Annotated in this window: 11 protein-coding genes; 3 read left to right on the top strand and 8 right to left on the bottom strand. The window is 64.3% G+C overall.

Going from position 1 to position 15,326, the window contains the following annotated elements:
- Positions 1-136: 136 nt before the first annotated feature.
- From DD559_RS19515 to traA, 7 genes are all read right to left on the bottom strand, one after another.
- A complete protein-coding gene (locus tag DD559_RS19515; protein ID WP_116471070.1) occupies positions 137-1,438 on the bottom strand; it encodes an McrC family protein in 1,302 nt (433 codons plus the stop codon).
- Positions 1,435-2,772 carry an McrB family protein gene (locus tag DD559_RS19510; protein WP_240610420.1) on the bottom strand — a complete coding sequence of 446 codons (1,338 nt, stop codon included), beginning with the start codon at positions 2,770-2,772 and terminating at the stop codon, positions 1,435-1,437. Before DD559_RS19510 ends, DD559_RS19515 begins: the two co-directional genes overlap by 4 nt.
- Before the next feature lie 122 nt (positions 2,773-2,894).
- Positions 2,895-4,352, bottom strand: a complete 1,458-nt coding sequence (locus tag DD559_RS19505) for a restriction endonuclease subunit S (protein WP_116471068.1) — start codon at positions 4,350-4,352, stop codon at positions 2,895-2,897.
- Complete coding sequence (locus tag DD559_RS19500; RefSeq protein WP_116471067.1) at positions 4,349-5,833, bottom strand: class I SAM-dependent DNA methyltransferase; 1,485 nt, start codon at positions 5,831-5,833, stop codon at positions 4,349-4,351. The genes DD559_RS19505 and DD559_RS19500 overlap by 4 nt, the downstream gene beginning before the upstream one ends.
- 23 nt (positions 5,834-5,856) lie before the next feature.
- Positions 5,857-9,270 (bottom strand): type I restriction-modification system endonuclease, encoded by a 3,414-nt coding sequence (gene hsdR / locus DD559_RS19495; protein ID WP_116471066.1) that lies wholly within the window; start codon positions 9,268-9,270, stop codon positions 5,857-5,859.
- Positions 9,271-9,387: 117 nt separating this feature from the next.
- Positions 9,388-10,092 carry a DUF6118 family protein gene (locus DD559_RS19490; RefSeq protein WP_116471065.1) on the bottom strand — a complete coding sequence of 235 codons (705 nt, stop codon included), beginning with the start codon at positions 10,090-10,092 and terminating at the stop codon, positions 9,388-9,390.
- 2 nt (positions 10,093-10,094) lie between these two features.
- Positions 10,095-13,118, bottom strand: coding sequence for a Ti-type conjugative transfer relaxase TraA (gene traA, locus DD559_RS19485; protein ID WP_116471064.1), 3,024 nt, complete (start codon positions 13,116-13,118; stop codon positions 10,095-10,097).
- A gap of 171 nt (positions 13,119-13,289) precedes the next feature.
- On the opposite strand from traA, the gene DD559_RS19480 reads away from it, so the two are divergent.
- The 3 genes from DD559_RS19480 (at position 13,290) to DD559_RS19470 (ending at position 14,452) form a co-directional block, all read left to right on the top strand.
- A complete protein-coding gene (locus tag DD559_RS19480) occupies positions 13,290-13,613 on the top strand; it encodes a conjugal transfer protein TraD (RefSeq protein ID WP_116471063.1) in 324 nt (107 codons plus the stop codon).
- 16 nt (positions 13,614-13,629) lie between these two features.
- On the top strand, positions 13,630-13,842 hold the full coding sequence (locus DD559_RS19475; RefSeq protein WP_240610419.1) for a conjugal transfer protein TraD: 213 nt from the start codon (positions 13,630-13,632) through the stop codon (positions 13,840-13,842).
- 100 nt (positions 13,843-13,942) lie between these two features.
- A complete protein-coding gene (locus tag DD559_RS19470) occupies positions 13,943-14,452 on the top strand; it encodes a Ros/MucR family transcriptional regulator (RefSeq protein ID WP_116471061.1) in 510 nt (169 codons plus the stop codon).
- Between the two features lie 42 nt (positions 14,453-14,494).
- Here the strand turns inward: DD559_RS19470 and DD559_RS19465 are convergent.
- Positions 14,495-15,326 (bottom strand): HEPN domain-containing protein (locus DD559_RS19465; RefSeq protein ID WP_116471071.1); only part of this gene is annotated, 832 nt, incomplete at its 5' end.

Raw genomic sequence — 15,326 nt, 5'->3', positions numbered from 1 at the left:
TCTTCGCAGGCATTCTTCGTCCCTTCCTTGGTCCAAACTGTCATAGTCGATGGACCACTCAGAAGGGGGCAGCTCAGCCATCCCTTTTGTCTACGCGGCGCCCCCCGGGCACCTGCAACGGCGATCTAGCCGCGCTTCAGCCCAAGCCCGCACCAATTCCAGCGCTCGTTGGTGCCATCGCTATAGATAAGAGATAGTTGCGCAACTGCGACCGCACTGCGGTCTGCCCCTGCGCGATCGGCAAGGTCAGCAGGTCCAGGCGCTCTCGTCCACCGGCGATGCCGTATTGGCGCAGTGCGCCCGCCCCAGCAGCGGATGGATAGACCAAGGCCAGTGTGTGGCACCGGTATAGCCGGGCATAGGCCATCATCTGATAGGCGTCACTGTGCTGGACGTCTTTCAACCGCTTCCATTTAGTATCTAGGACTGCCACGACCTCCTTCCCGCGCATAACTACTAGGTCAGGGCGCGTCGGGTGCGACCTGCCGATGGTGTCCACGCCATATTCCCAGTCGCCTAGACAAGCACGGCCGCCTCCCTGAACGAGCAGCACCAGCCCCGTGCCGTGCAGCGTTTGGCGTAGCTGATGCGCGACATAGCTTTCGAACAGTTCGTGCATGGGGAACAACAAGGTGATCCCTTCAGCCCCACCCTGAATTGCATGCGTTTGCTGCCACCGTTCCGCCAGCAGCAGACGCGCCAGGTTCACTAAAGGCCGCCAGCGCTGCGTGGAGCGATCGATGCGAATTTGGCGCCAAGGTAGGGCGTTGCGAGCGATGAGCGGCACGCTCGCGAGGAGATGCCGCAGTTCCGCAAGCTTGCGCTGCGTGTTGCTCCCCCGCGCATGCCGACATAGCAGGTGCACACATGCGTTCAGTACTTGGAGGATCGGCGTCATGGTATCGAGTGCATCGAACCGACACGCCAGCCGATCAGGATACGCCGCGAGCGCCGTGAACTGCCGCGCAATGTCCCACCGTCCCCGGATGGTCGGTAAATCCGCGTCGGACGACCGATAGTGCTGGGGGGCGCCCCTTCGAAGCTCCTCCAGTAGCCTGTTCGAAAAGGCCGTAATGAACACCTCCAGGAGCGACTCTGCCGCGTGCCCCATGTCCGTCCGTTCGCCTTGAGAAAGGCGCAGATCCAAGGCGACGTCGAGCATGTGCACCAGCCGCGCGCGCACCGTGCCATCCGACTCTTCGGCGGCATCCGGGTCGACCTTGGGCAGGATTTCCAGACTACAACCTTGTGCCGCGATCACGCCCACCATCTGCTGGGCGCGGAGATAGCGGTGATGGTCGGTTAGGATGTTGGCGCCGTCCAGCCCCGCCAGCGGATGCGCCCGCACCGCGGCCAGCAACGCATCAGCCTGCGCCCGCGTGAACCCTTCCCCGCCCAAATCCTCACGGCCCCATTCTCGGACCGTGCGGTGAGTCATGCGGAGGCCGCTAGATCGTCCAGCGCCTCCGCTTCAGCAGACACCGCTTTACCGATGAGGCGTGCGAAAGCGTCCGGGTGGAATACCGGGAGCACGCTCCAACTCTCGCGCGGATCCCCCCGGCCAAGGGGATCGGCGAGCATACGACAGCGCAGGAACGACCCGCCCTGGGTCTGTACCTCGCCCAGCACAGCTGCGATCCGGCTCCAGTCGTCGAAGAAATATTCCTGAAGCAGCGGAATCACCTTGTCCCGCATCGTCGCACGAATGGCATCGGCATTCTTGCCGCCCTCCCCGAGAAAAAAGGCGTGACCGATCCGATGTTCGCGATCGATCAGATATTCGATGCGGTCGTTGATGGCCGTCAGCACACGCCGCAGCGGGACGCCATCCACCATTTCGGGCAGCCGCTCTGGCGCAGGCGCCAGCTCGCGGAACACAAAGCGTCGGCGCAGCGCTGTGTCGATCTGAGCAATCGAGCGGTCGGCGGTGTTCATCGTCCCGACGATATGGAGGTTCGCAGGCACGGAAAACTCGCGACGGCTGTACGGCAGCCGCAGGCTGAGGGCGTTGGGCATGCCGTTGCGCTTGTCCGGCTCAATCAGCGTGATAAGTTCGCCGAACACCTTCGAGATGTTGGCGCGGTTGATCTCGTCGATGACCAGCACATGCGCATCATCGTTTTCCGAAGCGCGCCGCGCGATATTAAGAAACACGCCCGGTCGCGTCACCAGTTCAAATCCAGGGCCGTCCTTCAGCGGCCGAGGCTCGCGACCTTCGATGAAGTCCTCATAGGCGAAGTTCTGGTGGAAAGTGACGAACACAATCTGCTTCTCTGCGCGCAGGCGCGCATATTCGGCTCGAAGCGCGTCACGCCGGGTCTCGTCCGTCAACAGCGCATCGTCGGACTGCAAGCCGAGACAAAGCCGGACAGATTCCGCCATGGTCGCGTGGGTCTTGCCCGTCCCCGGCGGACCGTACAGCACCAAATTTTCGGGGCTAGGCAAGCTGCGCACGGGCCTTGGTGCCGTGCGCGCCCGCCTCGTGCCGTCACCTAGGGCGCGTGCTGACGCTGGTGCCGCTTCAACGCTGCGGCCGCGCGTTTCACGCGCGGTGTAACTCGGGTGACGCCCGTCGGAGAAGTAGCCGTACAGGCGAATTGCGGCATGTATACTGCTGATTTGGCGACTAGGATCTTCCGCGCGCGGTGCGATCATCCGAGCAACTTTTTCATCCGAGCGCCAGTCGCGCATCATCTGATCAATTTTGTAAGAAAGTTCAGGCCAACGCCCGAGAGCGTGTACCTCATCGAGGTCTGATTCGCGGAATCCCATCTCGAACAAGACGCGCTCCAAGCTTCGAAGCGACGACATTCTCGTGCTTATGGTGGTCCCTCTGAGCCGCTCACCATCGTAAACGCGCTCATCGAGCCATTTTCTGAACTCCGCCTCGCGCACTATTTCGCCCCCCGCATAGCCCTTTTTGGGTTCTTCGGCGCCGCCGCGCGGGCGGCGCGGATGCGGTCGAGCAGCACGCTGGCCGGCTCGTCGGCCGGGTCCTGCGGCACCAGCTCACCCCGGAACGCCCGGGCGAGGATTGCCGCCTCCAGCCGATCGAGCAGCGCCCGGGCCCGCGCCGCCTCGGCTTCGAGGCGATCGGCGCGGGCAAGCGCCACCTTCAAGCGAGCCACGATCTCGCGCTGCTCTTCGATAGGCGGCAATGCGATGTGAAACGCCCTGATTTCCGGGAAGTAAATCGTCGTATGCGTCGACCCCATGCCGAAACGGCGAATATCGTCGCCCTCCGCCATCAGCGCGAAAAGAAGATACTCCGGCAGCAGCGCCTCGGTGCAGCTCCATGTTGCGAAGTCTTGGCTTGTCGCCATCGAAGTTTGCATCATCGTGACGTATCCGACGGATGCCGTTCGCGAGAGACACACCGTGCCCGCCGGCAGCAACCGCGCAGACGAATTGGCGAGACCCGCTTCCGAAATAGTTTGCATCGTCGTCTCGATGACACGCCCGTGATGCGCACCCGCATCCCGGATCCCAATCCAAGGAATGCCGCCGTCCCAATACTCCGGCTTCGAGCGGCTCGGTGTGTGGCCGGTTTCCTGTTTGGCGACCCGAAGAAGAGACACCCAAGCCCAGCCATCGGGGAGTGGCGTTTGTGGATCGTTGACGGCGATAGCCGCGACGCCAGCAATTACCTTGTCCGTCGCCTCCCGGCCACCACGCCCCTGCTGCGGAGCGGGAACGCGCGACAATGCCTCAGAAATCGGCTCCAGTTTTGCGTCGCTCCGCCAGTCCTCCGTCAGCATACCCGTCACGCCTGAACGTAGCAGGGCAAGATGCTGTCGCTCGGCCAGCACCGGCACCCGATCCAGCTCCGCCCGCGCGCGGGCGAGGCGGGCGGTCAGCGCGTCTAGCTTCGCGACGATGCGGCGCTGTTCGGGCGCCGGCGGCAGTGGTAATCTGATTTTTTTGAGGCCGACCTGCGGAAGGTGCTTGATCGTCGATCCGGTCAAGAAATCGTTGAATCCGCCGAGGCGAGCTAACTGCGCAATGTAGCGTGCCAGATATTCGGCCATGACGCCGTCGGCCGCGCGAACCCGATGCAGCGCCTTTTGGAAAACGATCGGCTGATCGCCGCCATGCCAAACCGCGCAACGGCCAGGCTCGCCGCCTTCACAGACGAACAGGTCCCCGTCCCGCACGCGAAGCTCTACTGCTTCCTCGGCAGAGACCTTCATCTCCTGAAGATCGGACAGATCGAAGGCTCCCCAACGAACGTTCACGTTCCTGAGGTACGCCACCGGTTGCCCGACATTCTTCGCGGCATCCAGCATTTTGCCGAGCTTGGTTTCGGCGACCTCGTCGATCGTCGCCTCAACCCACCCCTCCGGCAGCGTCACGCCATTTCCTCCGCAACCGGCGCATCCGTCTCGCCGCCCAGCTCCGCCACCAGCGCGCCGACTTCCTCCAGCGCGGCGAGCAGGTGGCCCTCGATCGCCGCCGCCAGTTCCTCTGGCGTATCGAGCCCGTCCTCGGCGTCGGCGCTGGTGTCCTTCAGCCAGCTGATGTCGAGATTGTCGCCGCGCGCGGCGATTTCGGCGCGGGTGAAATAGCGGAAGCGGCCGGTCTCGCCGCCGTCGGTGCGGGGCGCGCGGCCGAACGGATCATCGCCGAACGCCGCGACGAAATCGGCGAAGTCCGATTCCTTGAGCGGGTTGGTCTTGCCATAGGCGGGCGCGCCCGAGCGCATGTCGTAGATCCATACGCCTTGCGTGGCATCCTCCAGCGGCGCCTCCTCGTCGGCGCGGGTGAAGAACAGCACGTTAGTCTTCACGCCCTGCGCGTAGAAGATGCCGGTGGGCAGGCGCAGGATGGTGTGGAGATCGCACCATTCCATCAGCCGCTGGCGCAACGCCTTGCCGCGGCCGTCGTCGAACAGCACGTTATCCGGCACGATCACCGCCGCGCGCCCGCCGAGCCGCAGCGCGCGCACGATGTGCTCCACAAACGGCAGCTGATAGGACGAGACGCGATCGGTGATCGACAGGTCGTCGCGCGTCGGCGGCCCGCCTGCCGGGCCGAAGGGCGGGTTGGAGAGGATCAGGTCGGCACTCTGCTTGCCGAACGCGGGCTCCTTGCCCTTGGGCGATAGCGTATCGCCAAGGTCGATCTTGCTGGCGCCCATGCCGTGAAGGTGCAGGTTCATCAGGAGAAGGCGATAGGTATCCGGCACATTCTCGATGCCCCGGAACGCCTCGGAAAGCTGGAAGACCTTCAGCCGGTCGGAAAGCGTGAAATAGTCGTCGGTCGCTTCCTTCATGACCCGATCGGCGGCGATCAGGAAGCCGCCGGTGCCCGCAGCGGGGTCCTGAATGACCTCGCCAGGCTGGGGCTGCATCAGCGCCACCATCGTGTCGATCAGCACGCGCGGGGTGAAATACTGGCCAGCGCCGCGCTTGGTCTCCTCCGCCATCTTCTGGAGCAGGCCTTCATAGGCGTCACCGAACGCGTCGCGCTCCTCGGTGAACCAGTGGAGGCCGTCGATCGCATCGATCAACTTGCGCAGCGTCGCCGGCTCGCGGACAACGGTGGTGGCATTCTGGAAGATCGCGACGATCGACAGTTCGCGGACCTTGTCCGGGTTACCCAGATCGACCAGTGCCTGGCGGTAGCGCTGCAGCACCTCGGCCTCGTTGGCCGCCGTGATCGCGCGCCAGCGATAGGCCTCGGGGATCTTGCCCTCGTCCTTCTGCTCGGACGCCATCTTGAGGAACAGCAGATAGGTCAGCTCGGTGACATATTGCTGGTAGGTGATGCCGTCCTTACGCAGCAGCGCGCATAGGCGCCACAGCTTGTTCACGAGATCGCTGGCGGGGTTCAACTTGTCACTCCTAATGCGGCCGGTCAGGCGGCGGCGCCGCTATCCCAGATGGCGGCGTTCAGGTCCATCAGCACCTCGGCAAGCTTGTGGTCGAACTGCTGGTCAATCACCGGGAAGCCGCCATTCTGGGCAAACAGCGGATCAGCGAGCATTGCGGGATCCCCCACCGGCTGCTCCTTGAGCGCGCGGCCGATGCGCTGGAGCCAGCGGCGCTGCACCGGCGTCCAGTCGCGGCCGGCGAGGATCTTCTGCACGCCGTTCTCCACCCGCACCGCATAGGGCACCAGCGGGTCACCGAGCGCGGCCTGGCGGACGAAGCCGATGATGTGCGCGGCGATGTCGGCATTGCGGACGCGGCCATAGGCCTGGCGCAGCGCCGCTTCCGAATAGCCCTGGCCATCGAGCAGCACGGCGATTTCCTTGAGCTCGGCGCGGGTCAGGTCGCGCGGGCGCTGGGTGGCGGCGATCAGCGCGGGCACGGCGTTCATGTTGTCGCGGACGAACGCCTCGAAACCCGAGATGTAATCGGCGGGCGAAGCCTTGTCGCCATAGTCGTCCTCGACCGAGACGAGCTCGTCGTCATGTTCGGAGACGTAGATGCCGTCATTGGTCCGCCGCGTCGGCGTGTCGAGCACCGCGGCGAGCTTGGGATGCTGGCGGAACAGCGCGAGCGTGTCCGCCGGGGGCGCATCCTTCAGCCGGTTTGGCAGCGCCGGCAGGCTGCCCAGCACCTGCTCCAGCGCGGTGCGGCGATCCTCGTCGAGCCGCTTGAGCGCGCCGCGCAGCTTCACCACGATCTGGTCGCGGACGATCGCCTGATCGGGCTCGGTCGGCGCGCGTTCGAGATCGCGAACCAGCTCGGCGAAGCTCAGCGCCGGATCGGTGACCACCGGGCGCATGTCGGTAAAGTCCTGGAGGTTGGCGTAGATGTCGACCGCGTCGAATATGCGGAAATAGTCTTTGCCGATCTCGTCGCAGCGGCGCGTGGCGCGACCGATCATCTGGTCGTAGAGAATGCGGCTGTTCACCCGCCGCACGAACACCAGGTTGGTGATCGCAGGCACGTCCACGCCGGTGGTGAGCAGGTCCACTGTCACGACATATTTGGGGCGGGGATCGTTCTTGAACTTCTTGATGTCGTCGAGCGGGCGATCGTTGCGGCCGGTGATCTTCATCACCAGGTCGTCGGGCTGCGGGCCATATTCATCGCGCAGCGCCTGCTTGAGCGCATCGACCAGCAGATTGGCGTGATCCTCGCGGGTCGCGAAGAGCAGCGTCTTGCCCGGCTGATCCGGCGGGCATTCAAGCGCGATCGCCTGGGCGACGGCGCGGTTGAACGCTTCGGTATAGACCTTCTTGTTGAACTCGGAGACTTCGAAATCGACCTGATCGGGCAAGTCGATCAGATTCAGCTCGCCGGTCCGGGGATCGTAGACCGAGACCTCGTCGCCCTTGTCGAACACGATGCCGGTCTGGCTGAGCGCAGTGGTGATGCGGCGTGGCGGGCGATGGTCGATCAGATAGCCGTCGATCACCGCCTGGCGATAGCCATAGTGGAACACCGCTGGGCCGAAAATCTCGCGGGTGTGCAGCGCCGGGGTAGCGGTGAGGGCGACAGTGGTGGCGTCGAAATAGTCGAGCACGCGGCGATAGGCGGAGAGATAGTCGTCGAGCGTGCGGAAGCCGAGATCCTCCTCGCGCAGCTCGGCGTCGAGCGTGTAGCCGCGATGCGCCTCGTCGACGATGATCAGGTCGTAGGTGCCGGGGGTCGGGCGTTCGCCGTCCCCGGTCTCGTCGAACAGGCGGCGGACCATCGCCTGAACGGTCGCGACCTGGACGCGGGTGGTCGCCTCGGGGAACTTCGCCTCGAGATCGGCGACGGGGAAGACCTGGTCGAACTTCAGGAAGCCGGCGGTGTCGGTCGTCGCCATCGCGTCGAGCGTCTGGCGGCCAAGCGCGCTGCGATCGACGAGAAACAGGATACGGCGGAAGCGCTTGGCGCGCAGCAGCTCGTACATTAGCGCGATGGCAAGCCGGGTCTTGCCGGTGCCAGTCGCCATCGAGAGCAGGATCGCGCGCTGGCCGGCGGCGATCGCCTCGTTGACCGCAGTGATCGCCTGCTCCTGATAGGGGCGAAGGCCGGAGACACCGAGCTCGCGCTCGGCCACCTTGGCGAGCGGGTCGCCGATTTCCTGCTCGAGGCGCTCGACCAGATCCTGCGGCGAGAACCATTCGGCAATGGCGCGCGGCGCCTCGCGGGTGCGCGCATTCCAGAACCAGATGCCGGACTTGGTCGCCAGTTGCTTCACATAGGGGCGGCCGTTGGTGGCGAAGACGAAGGGGACGCGGTAACGGGCATCGCCGTCGATCCAGGGACCGCCTTGGGGCAGTGCGTCGGGGTCGAGGGTGATGTCGCGGGCATAGCGCTGAGCCTGGGGAAGATGGCCGGGCACATCCTTCACCCGGCGCTTGGCCTCGATCACGCCGACGCAGCGGCCATCGACGAACAAGGCGTAATCGACATCCCCGCTCTTCGTCGGCCACTCAGCAATTACCATGGCGCGTCCATATTCCGGGCGCGCGCCCTTGCGATAGTCGAGTCGTACGCTGTCCGCTTCCCACCCAGCCGCGCGCAGCTGTTCGTCGACCAGGACCCGCGTGTCGCGCTCGTCGAGATCGATCGGTACGTTCGCGGCGACCGCGGCCAGCACATCGCGCTCCGCGGCAGGTTCGGCTTCGGCCGCCTGCTGCGTGGCGATGACCGCCGCCTCCGCAGCCTTGGCCTTAGCCTCCGTTTCCCGCGCGAAGTTCTCCCAAAAGGCCGCCTCTTCCTCGCGCTTGCCGGCGAGCAGCAACGCTTCCCGCCGAGCAGCCTCGGCGTCGGCGGCAGCGAGCCGCGCAGCCGCTTCCGCGTTCTTGCTGCGGTCGGCAACCTCCCGAAGCTCAGCAAGCTCCTTCAGCAAATCCGCGCTTGGAGCAAGGGGAGCTGCGGGGGGAATAAACGGCCCAGGGTCGAAGCCCGCCTGCTTGTTGTAGACCTTGTGATACCAGATCGCGAGTTCGCGAGCGATCTTCAGCCCCGCAAGCGCCTCTCGGGCGGAACCGGCATTCTCATGCACCGCGGCATTGCCGGTGCGGCGGAGGAAGTGGAAAATGTTGAGAGCTTCCTGCGGCAACACCGAGCGCCGGCGGAGTGCCGACAGCACCTCATCGAAGCTGGGCTTGCCCAGCGGGAGCAAGGCATGGGCGGCCGCGATTTCCTTCGCCATCAGCTCCGCGAACAGGCGAAGCTTGGCGAGGGCAGTAGGTGCGTCGTCGAGGAAGTAGCGCTCGGCAAGTGTTCCAAGTCGACATAGCCGATCATCGGTCGCCGCCAGAAAACCGAAATTTGCCGATCCCCCCGTCACGCGCCAAACATAGCCCGACGCCAGGTCCATTCAAGGTGTAGTTGTCAACGCGCTCGGTACCAGGCGAAATCCGGTGCAAAGCCAGCTTTGGATAAGCCCTTCGTCATTGGGGAAACCAAAACTGAGGCGCACGCTGCCCCACCCATTTCAGTCGAGCTTGGCAGGAGTGACCTCGATTGGGCACTTCACAGCGGCGTGGAGATGCACTGCACGTTTCCGGCATCCTGCAAGCACATCTGCATTGGCCCGTGAAAGTCGAGCCGCCTCGGCCAGCGCTTGTGCCTGCTGCGGGTTGGCAACCTGCATGAGCCGCACGCCCGCATCCCAACGCGTGCGCCCAAGAATTTCCGCAGCCTGGTTCTCCGGCCAATGCCAACTCTCCGGCACGGCTTGCGCAATGCGGGTTGGAATGACCGTGCCGAACGCAAACCCCACCACCAGTGCCAAAGCGGCCGCCCCCGCAATCCACAGCCGCTGCGTTTCAGCAGAATGGGCAGACGCCACCATCCCCTTCAGTTCCTGCACCGTACTGGCAAGGGCATGGCTGGCGGCGGTCCAGGCGCGATGATCGTCAGCGCGCCCTTGTGTACCCGCCGCCTCGATCTGACTCGCGATATCCTGCGGCCTCAACGTCATGGCCGGACGCTTGGCAAGAATGTTGATCGCACCGCACACCTTGTCATAACCGTCGCGGATCTTTTCCAGGTCAGGCCCATAGTCGCGCGCATGCAATTCTTGCTGCCGGGCAGCGAAACCGTCGACCGCAGCGGTCAGCCCGGCAAGCTTGCGTGACATGTCGTTGAACGCCTGGACCGTCTGGTCCACTTCTACCGGAGGTTCGTGGATACCCATGGCTACATTCCAATCCCTAGGCCCCGATCGCGATCGATCGAGAAGGTGAGCTGGCGGATGACCGAACGCGTGCGAGCATCGTCTCCAAGCGCGCGGCTGACACCGCCACCACGGCTGCCCGGCGTCCATTCAGGCGACCACTGCCGCCCAAACAGCTGACTGCCTCTGCGGCTGACCGCGGCGCCCAGCGCCGGGTCTTTCTCCAGCCCCTTCGCCATCGATCGCATTGCGTTTTCGACACCGGCGCGCTTCTCTTCATTCTCCCATCCGCTGAGCTTGCCCCGCCGCGCCTGAAGCTGCTGCCAAGCCTGGACGAACCGATCAGCGCGCAGCTCGGGGTTGGCGCGCACCTCGGCTTCCAGCTGAATCTGGCGGATAGCATTGGCGGTGCGACCGTTGGCCGCTTCGCTGACCAGACCCGGCGTCCGCTCGAACGCCATGTCGAGATCGTGCGCGCCGTGGGGATGCAGCGCGTCTATCACCGCGGCGGCGCGCGCAAGCGCCGCCTTCTGAACTTCGAGCGGCGTACGGCCCTGACTGGTCATCCGGCCTGCATCCTGCACGGTACGTGCATAGCCTTCGACCGCCCGCTCCAGCTTCTGGGTTGCGGATGCCTCGGGCGCAGCCGCCAGCACCGACAGTTTGAGCCCATCGAAGCGCAGCTTGGTTGGAGCGCGTTCGGGCTCGGGGATGGACAGCCGCAACCCGTCGAACATGCCGCGGCGCCGTGCTGGTGCAGGCGCGCTACGCTGGGGTTCGGCGAGCGGCTCCCTTGCAAGCGTATCGAGGATGCGCGATCGTTCAACGCCGCGTCGCGAAGCGAAGCGCTCGGCAGCGCCATCATAGTCGAGGGCATTGTCCTTCGGCCGATCGCGCGACAGCGTGCGGGCCAGTTTGCCTTGGTCGGCGAAGTCGTCGCGGCCATAATGGAGGTGCACCGCGTCGCGGTGCCGCGACAGCGCGACATAGGCCGCGTGCCGATCAAGGCCCGGCGTTGCCAGCACGTGCACCCGGTCGACGGTGACACCCTGCGCCTTGTGGATCGTGGCGGCGTAGCCGTGCGTGACGTCGCTATAGTTCTTGTGGTCGAAGGCGACCTGACGACCATCGTCGAGCCGCACGGCCATGCGAGCGTGATCGACCTGTTCAATGGTGCCGAGACTACCATTCTTCACACCCAGGCTGCGTTCGTTGCGCAGGAACATGACCCTGTCGCCGGCCCCGAACAAGCGTTCTCCACGCGTGGTTTCGACAGCAATATCAGCATCTAATGCCCCACTGCGTTTCATCGCAGCCCGGGCCAGCGCATTCAGTTCATCGCATTCTTGATTGGTGTGCGTGAGAATGATGCGCGACGCGCCCGGATCGGCGATCCGATCGCAATCCCAGCGCCCGACCAGCGCCGATCGCGCCTCGACTCGCGTCTCCGAGTCGACGACCGTGCCGGCTTGGGCATAGGCCTCCAGCGCCTCGGCGGTGCGCCCGGTTGCAAGCTGCCGCGTCGCCAACCGCTGCCAGTCTTCGCGCTGCCGCCGAATGTCGGTGATCTCGATGGCGCCATGCCGCTCGGCGACCGATCGGAAAGCGGCGCCCGCTTCGATCGCCTGAAGCTGCTCGGGGTCGCCGACCAGCACGATCTTGGCGCGGCGCTTCTCGGCTTCGGCGATCACCCGCTCCATCTGGCGCGTGCCGATCATCCCAGCTTCGTCGATCACGAGGATCGACCTGTCGGTCAGCAGTTCGCGTCCCTGTTCCCATTGATGCTCGATGCTGGCGATGGTGCGCGACGCGATGCCTGAGCCGCTTTCCAGATTCTCCGCAGCAATGCCGGACAGCGTCAGGCCCTGCACCTGATAGCCGGCACTTTCCCATGCTTCCCGCGCGACGCCGAGCATCGCCGATTTGCCGGTGCCGGCATAGCCGACGACCACGCCCAGATCCCTGCCGCCGGTGACATGATCGAAGGCGCTGCGCTGTTCGCTCGACAGCACCAGTCCGCGCATTTCGGCGCGTGCGAAGGCAAGCTTGCGATGCTGCTCGTCCATGCCATGGCCGCGACGGGCGTCGAGCTTCACGGTCGCGCGCTCCAGCCGCGTCTCGGTCTCGATCATATCGCGGCTGGTAAAGCGTTCTTCGCCGCGTCCGTCCCTGCCGAGCTTCACCAGATCGGGCGACGCACGCACCGCCGCGATCACCTGATCGAACTGCTCTTTCCCTTCGCTATGGCGATGCACGAACATCGCCAGATCGCGCGTGGTGAAGGTCGCCTGGGTGCGGGTGATCGCGTCGAGCGCAATCGCCGGATTGGCGAGCAGCTTCTCGCCATTGGCGCGGGCGATGTCGTGATGCTCTTCGAGCCGTTCGGACGCGAGACCCTGGTCGGCCATCCGCGCCGCTGCCGGACCGATCTTGTGCTGTGGCTCGAGATCGATGCCCTGCGCTTCCAGCGACCGATGATCGACACGTGCATCGATATCGAATTCGGCGAGCCGCACATTGACGTGGCCGGCCCAGCGCTCGCGCCATTTCTCCAGCAGGGAGGTAGCATTCCAGTCGCGGTTCTTCTTGCCGAACACGTCGCATTCGACATCGCGCAAAGCCAGCATGACATGTGCGTGCGGCTTCACTTCGCCATCAGCGCCGATATCCCAATGCACATTGAGATCGGCGACCATGCCGCGGTTCACGAACTCAGCTTGAACAAACTCCCGCGCCAGCCGAATGCCCTCAGCCTGGCTCAGCTCGCGCGGGACCGCGAATTCGATCTCGCGGGCGAGCTGCGCGTCCTTGCGCAGCTCGACGGCCTCGACTGCATTCCACAGCTTCTCCCGATCGGCAAGATGCTCGGGCGCGCCGTCCGGCAGCAGCACCTCGGAATGCACGACGCCGGCCTTGTTCGAGAAGTCGTGATGCCGATCGAGCCGCTGATCGTGGAGCCGCGAGGCCGAGCGATAGGCGGCAGCCGCCAGCGCCGACGATCCGCTCGCGCGGCTGATGATCTTGGCCGAGAAATGGTAGATCGCCATAGCGGCAATCCATTTACACCAAAAAAGCGACGTCGGCACGACGTATAAGCGCGCCCTCAAAAGGTTTCATCTTTTTCGCGACATTATCATCCCAAGATGTTTCACGACATTTGCACTGATCGATGCATCTCCTAAATCACCAAATACGATCCATTAACTGCGGAGGGTTCGATGCGCAAACCGCGGGACTTTGATTCGGAATTGAAGGCGCTCGACAGCAAGGCGCGACAGCTCAAACAAGCCAAGCTCCAGCAGTTGGGGGAACTGGTGGTGGCGACGGGTGCCGATGCGCTGCCGGTCGAGCAACTGGCGGGCGCACTGATCGCCATTGTCAGCGCGTCCGACATGATCGCACGGGAGGACTGGCGCCAGCGTGGCGCCGCCTTCTTTCAGCAGCAGGGAAAAGCTCGCGGCGGCGCTCGTTCGCGTGCGGCATCGGCTGCGGCAAATGACGGCGGCACGGCACCGGCTGGAAGCGCAGCGGGCGCGGAATGACACGCGGGACTGGGTGGTGAAGCGCCGCGAACGAACGCGCCAGCTGATCGAACTGGGCGGCCTGGTTGCGAAAGCCGGATTGGTCGAACTCACCGACGATGATCGCGCCGTATTGTTCGGTGTGATGATCGATGCCGCTGCCACGCTCAAAGGCGAACAACGGGATCAGGCGCGGACGTTATGGCGAAGACGTGGACGTCGCGCGTTCGAGCAGCTGCAGAATGAGTAATGCCGCCGCGTCTTCCAACATATTTTAGCAGACGAACTGCGCACGCTTCTATAATCCTGTTGTCGGCAGCATGCCGTAAAACAAGGAGCAGGGACGCAGAATGTCTGAGCAGAGCAATACCGACCCCGTTGAACTCGCAAGCGACCTCACCATTGCGTGGTTATCGAACCCGAACAATCGCGCGACGATGGACGATGTCTCCACGTTTCTGCGGAAGATGCATGCAGATGTGATTGAACTTTCAGGTGGTGTCGCCAGCACGGAAGTTGCGAGCGAAGAACCCGCGTCGGAAGAATTCATGCCGGCCGTTTCGGTCCGCAAATCGCTGGCCTCGAAAGACCACATTATCTCGCTGATCGACGGCAAGCCGTACCGGACGCTGCGCCGGCATCTGAGCACGCACGGCCTGACGCCCGAGGAATATCGCGCGCGCTACAATCTGAAGGCCGATTATCCGATGGTGGCGCCGACCTATTCGGAACAGCGCCGCGCGATGGCGCACAAGATCGGTCTGGGCGCCAAGGGCCGCACAGCACGCAACGCGCCTGCCGAAGCGCCTGCGCCGAAGCTGGCGCGCAAGCCCCGTGCAAAGGCTGCACCCACCGCCTAAATCCGATCGCGCGCCGAGGCTCGAAGCCTCGGCGCGCGACGATCATGCGGCGGCAGCTTGCTCCAGCGCCGCGATACGTTCTTCGCAGATCACCTGCACCGCCTGCCCCAGCACTTCGACGCGCTCGCCCAGCCACGCCAGTTCCTCGGCGGTGATGCGGTAGTGCTTGGAATAACGCGCCTTCACATAGGCTTCCTTCAGCTTCTCGAACCGCGAACGGTCGAAGCGCTGATCGCGCGGCCACGCGTCGATCAGCCGCGGATCAATGCGCTCGGCCTGAGTACGCAGGAATCCGAGGTTGTGAACATGCGGGGTGTAGAAGGTGCAAACCAGCAGCACGCAGTGGTAAAGGAATTCAGCAGTCTGGTGCATGTCGAAGGCGGCGGGTTTCAGGAACCCGCGCTCGACTGCAATTTTGGCCAGCTCAAACCGCTGCATCGCCGCCGGGAACCACTCGCCGTGATATTCCCGTGCCATCGCCAGTGCCTGCGTCGGTGTCTTCGGCTTGGGCTGGTGCAGTTCGCTTGGATCGCTCTCGTACAGCGCGATGCCGTCGCGGGCGACATCCATGAAGAAGTAACGGCCATGCGCCAGCCCATCGTTCACCTCCTGCAGGGTATGCACGATGAAATTGACAGGGGTGCACAGCGTCTTGGTGATAGCCAGTTCGCGGTTAAGCCGATCCTCGGCGGTTGCCCAGAACTCCACCCGGTCGGTGAGCTTGTCCTTGTTGACGATCACCAGCAGGTCGAAGTCTGACTGATAGCCCTTCGCAGTGTGCGGCTCATCGACCCAGCCGCCGCGCGCATAGCTGATGGGGTGGACGCCCCCCGACGGCATCGATGTGCCAAAGTGGAGGTGTTGATCACCACTT

This window comes from Sphingomonas pokkalii, assembly GCF_003096275.1.
In the GTDB taxonomy this organism is placed as follows: domain Bacteria; phylum Pseudomonadota; class Alphaproteobacteria; order Sphingomonadales; family Sphingomonadaceae; genus Sphingomonas; species Sphingomonas pokkalii.
The sequence above is the reverse complement of the archived record's forward strand: the minus strand, read 5'-3'. Positions and strand labels throughout refer to the sequence as shown.

Coding starts and splice junctions, on each gene's coding strand:
- DD559_RS19510 (WP_240610420.1), bottom strand. CDS start 2,772: ATGGGATTCCGCGAATCAGACCTCGATGAGGTACACGCTCTCGGGCGT.
- DD559_RS19490 (WP_116471065.1), bottom strand. CDS start 10,092: ATGGGTATCCACGAACCTCCGGTAGAAGTGGACCAGACGGTCCAGGCG.
- DD559_RS19480 (WP_116471063.1), top strand. CDS start 13,290: ATGCGCAAACCGCGGGACTTTGATTCGGAATTGAAGGCGCTCGACAGC.
- DD559_RS19515 (WP_116471070.1), bottom strand. CDS start 1,438: ATGACTCACCGCACGGTCCGAGAATGGGGCCGTGAGGATTTGGGCGGG.
- hsdR (WP_116471066.1), bottom strand. CDS start 9,270: ATGGACCTGGCGTCGGGCTATGTTTGGCGCGTGACGGGGGGATCGGCA.
- DD559_RS19470 (WP_116471061.1), top strand. CDS start 13,943: ATGTCTGAGCAGAGCAATACCGACCCCGTTGAACTCGCAAGCGACCTC.
- traA (WP_116471064.1), bottom strand. CDS start 13,118: ATGGCGATCTACCATTTCTCGGCCAAGATCATCAGCCGCGCGAGCGGA.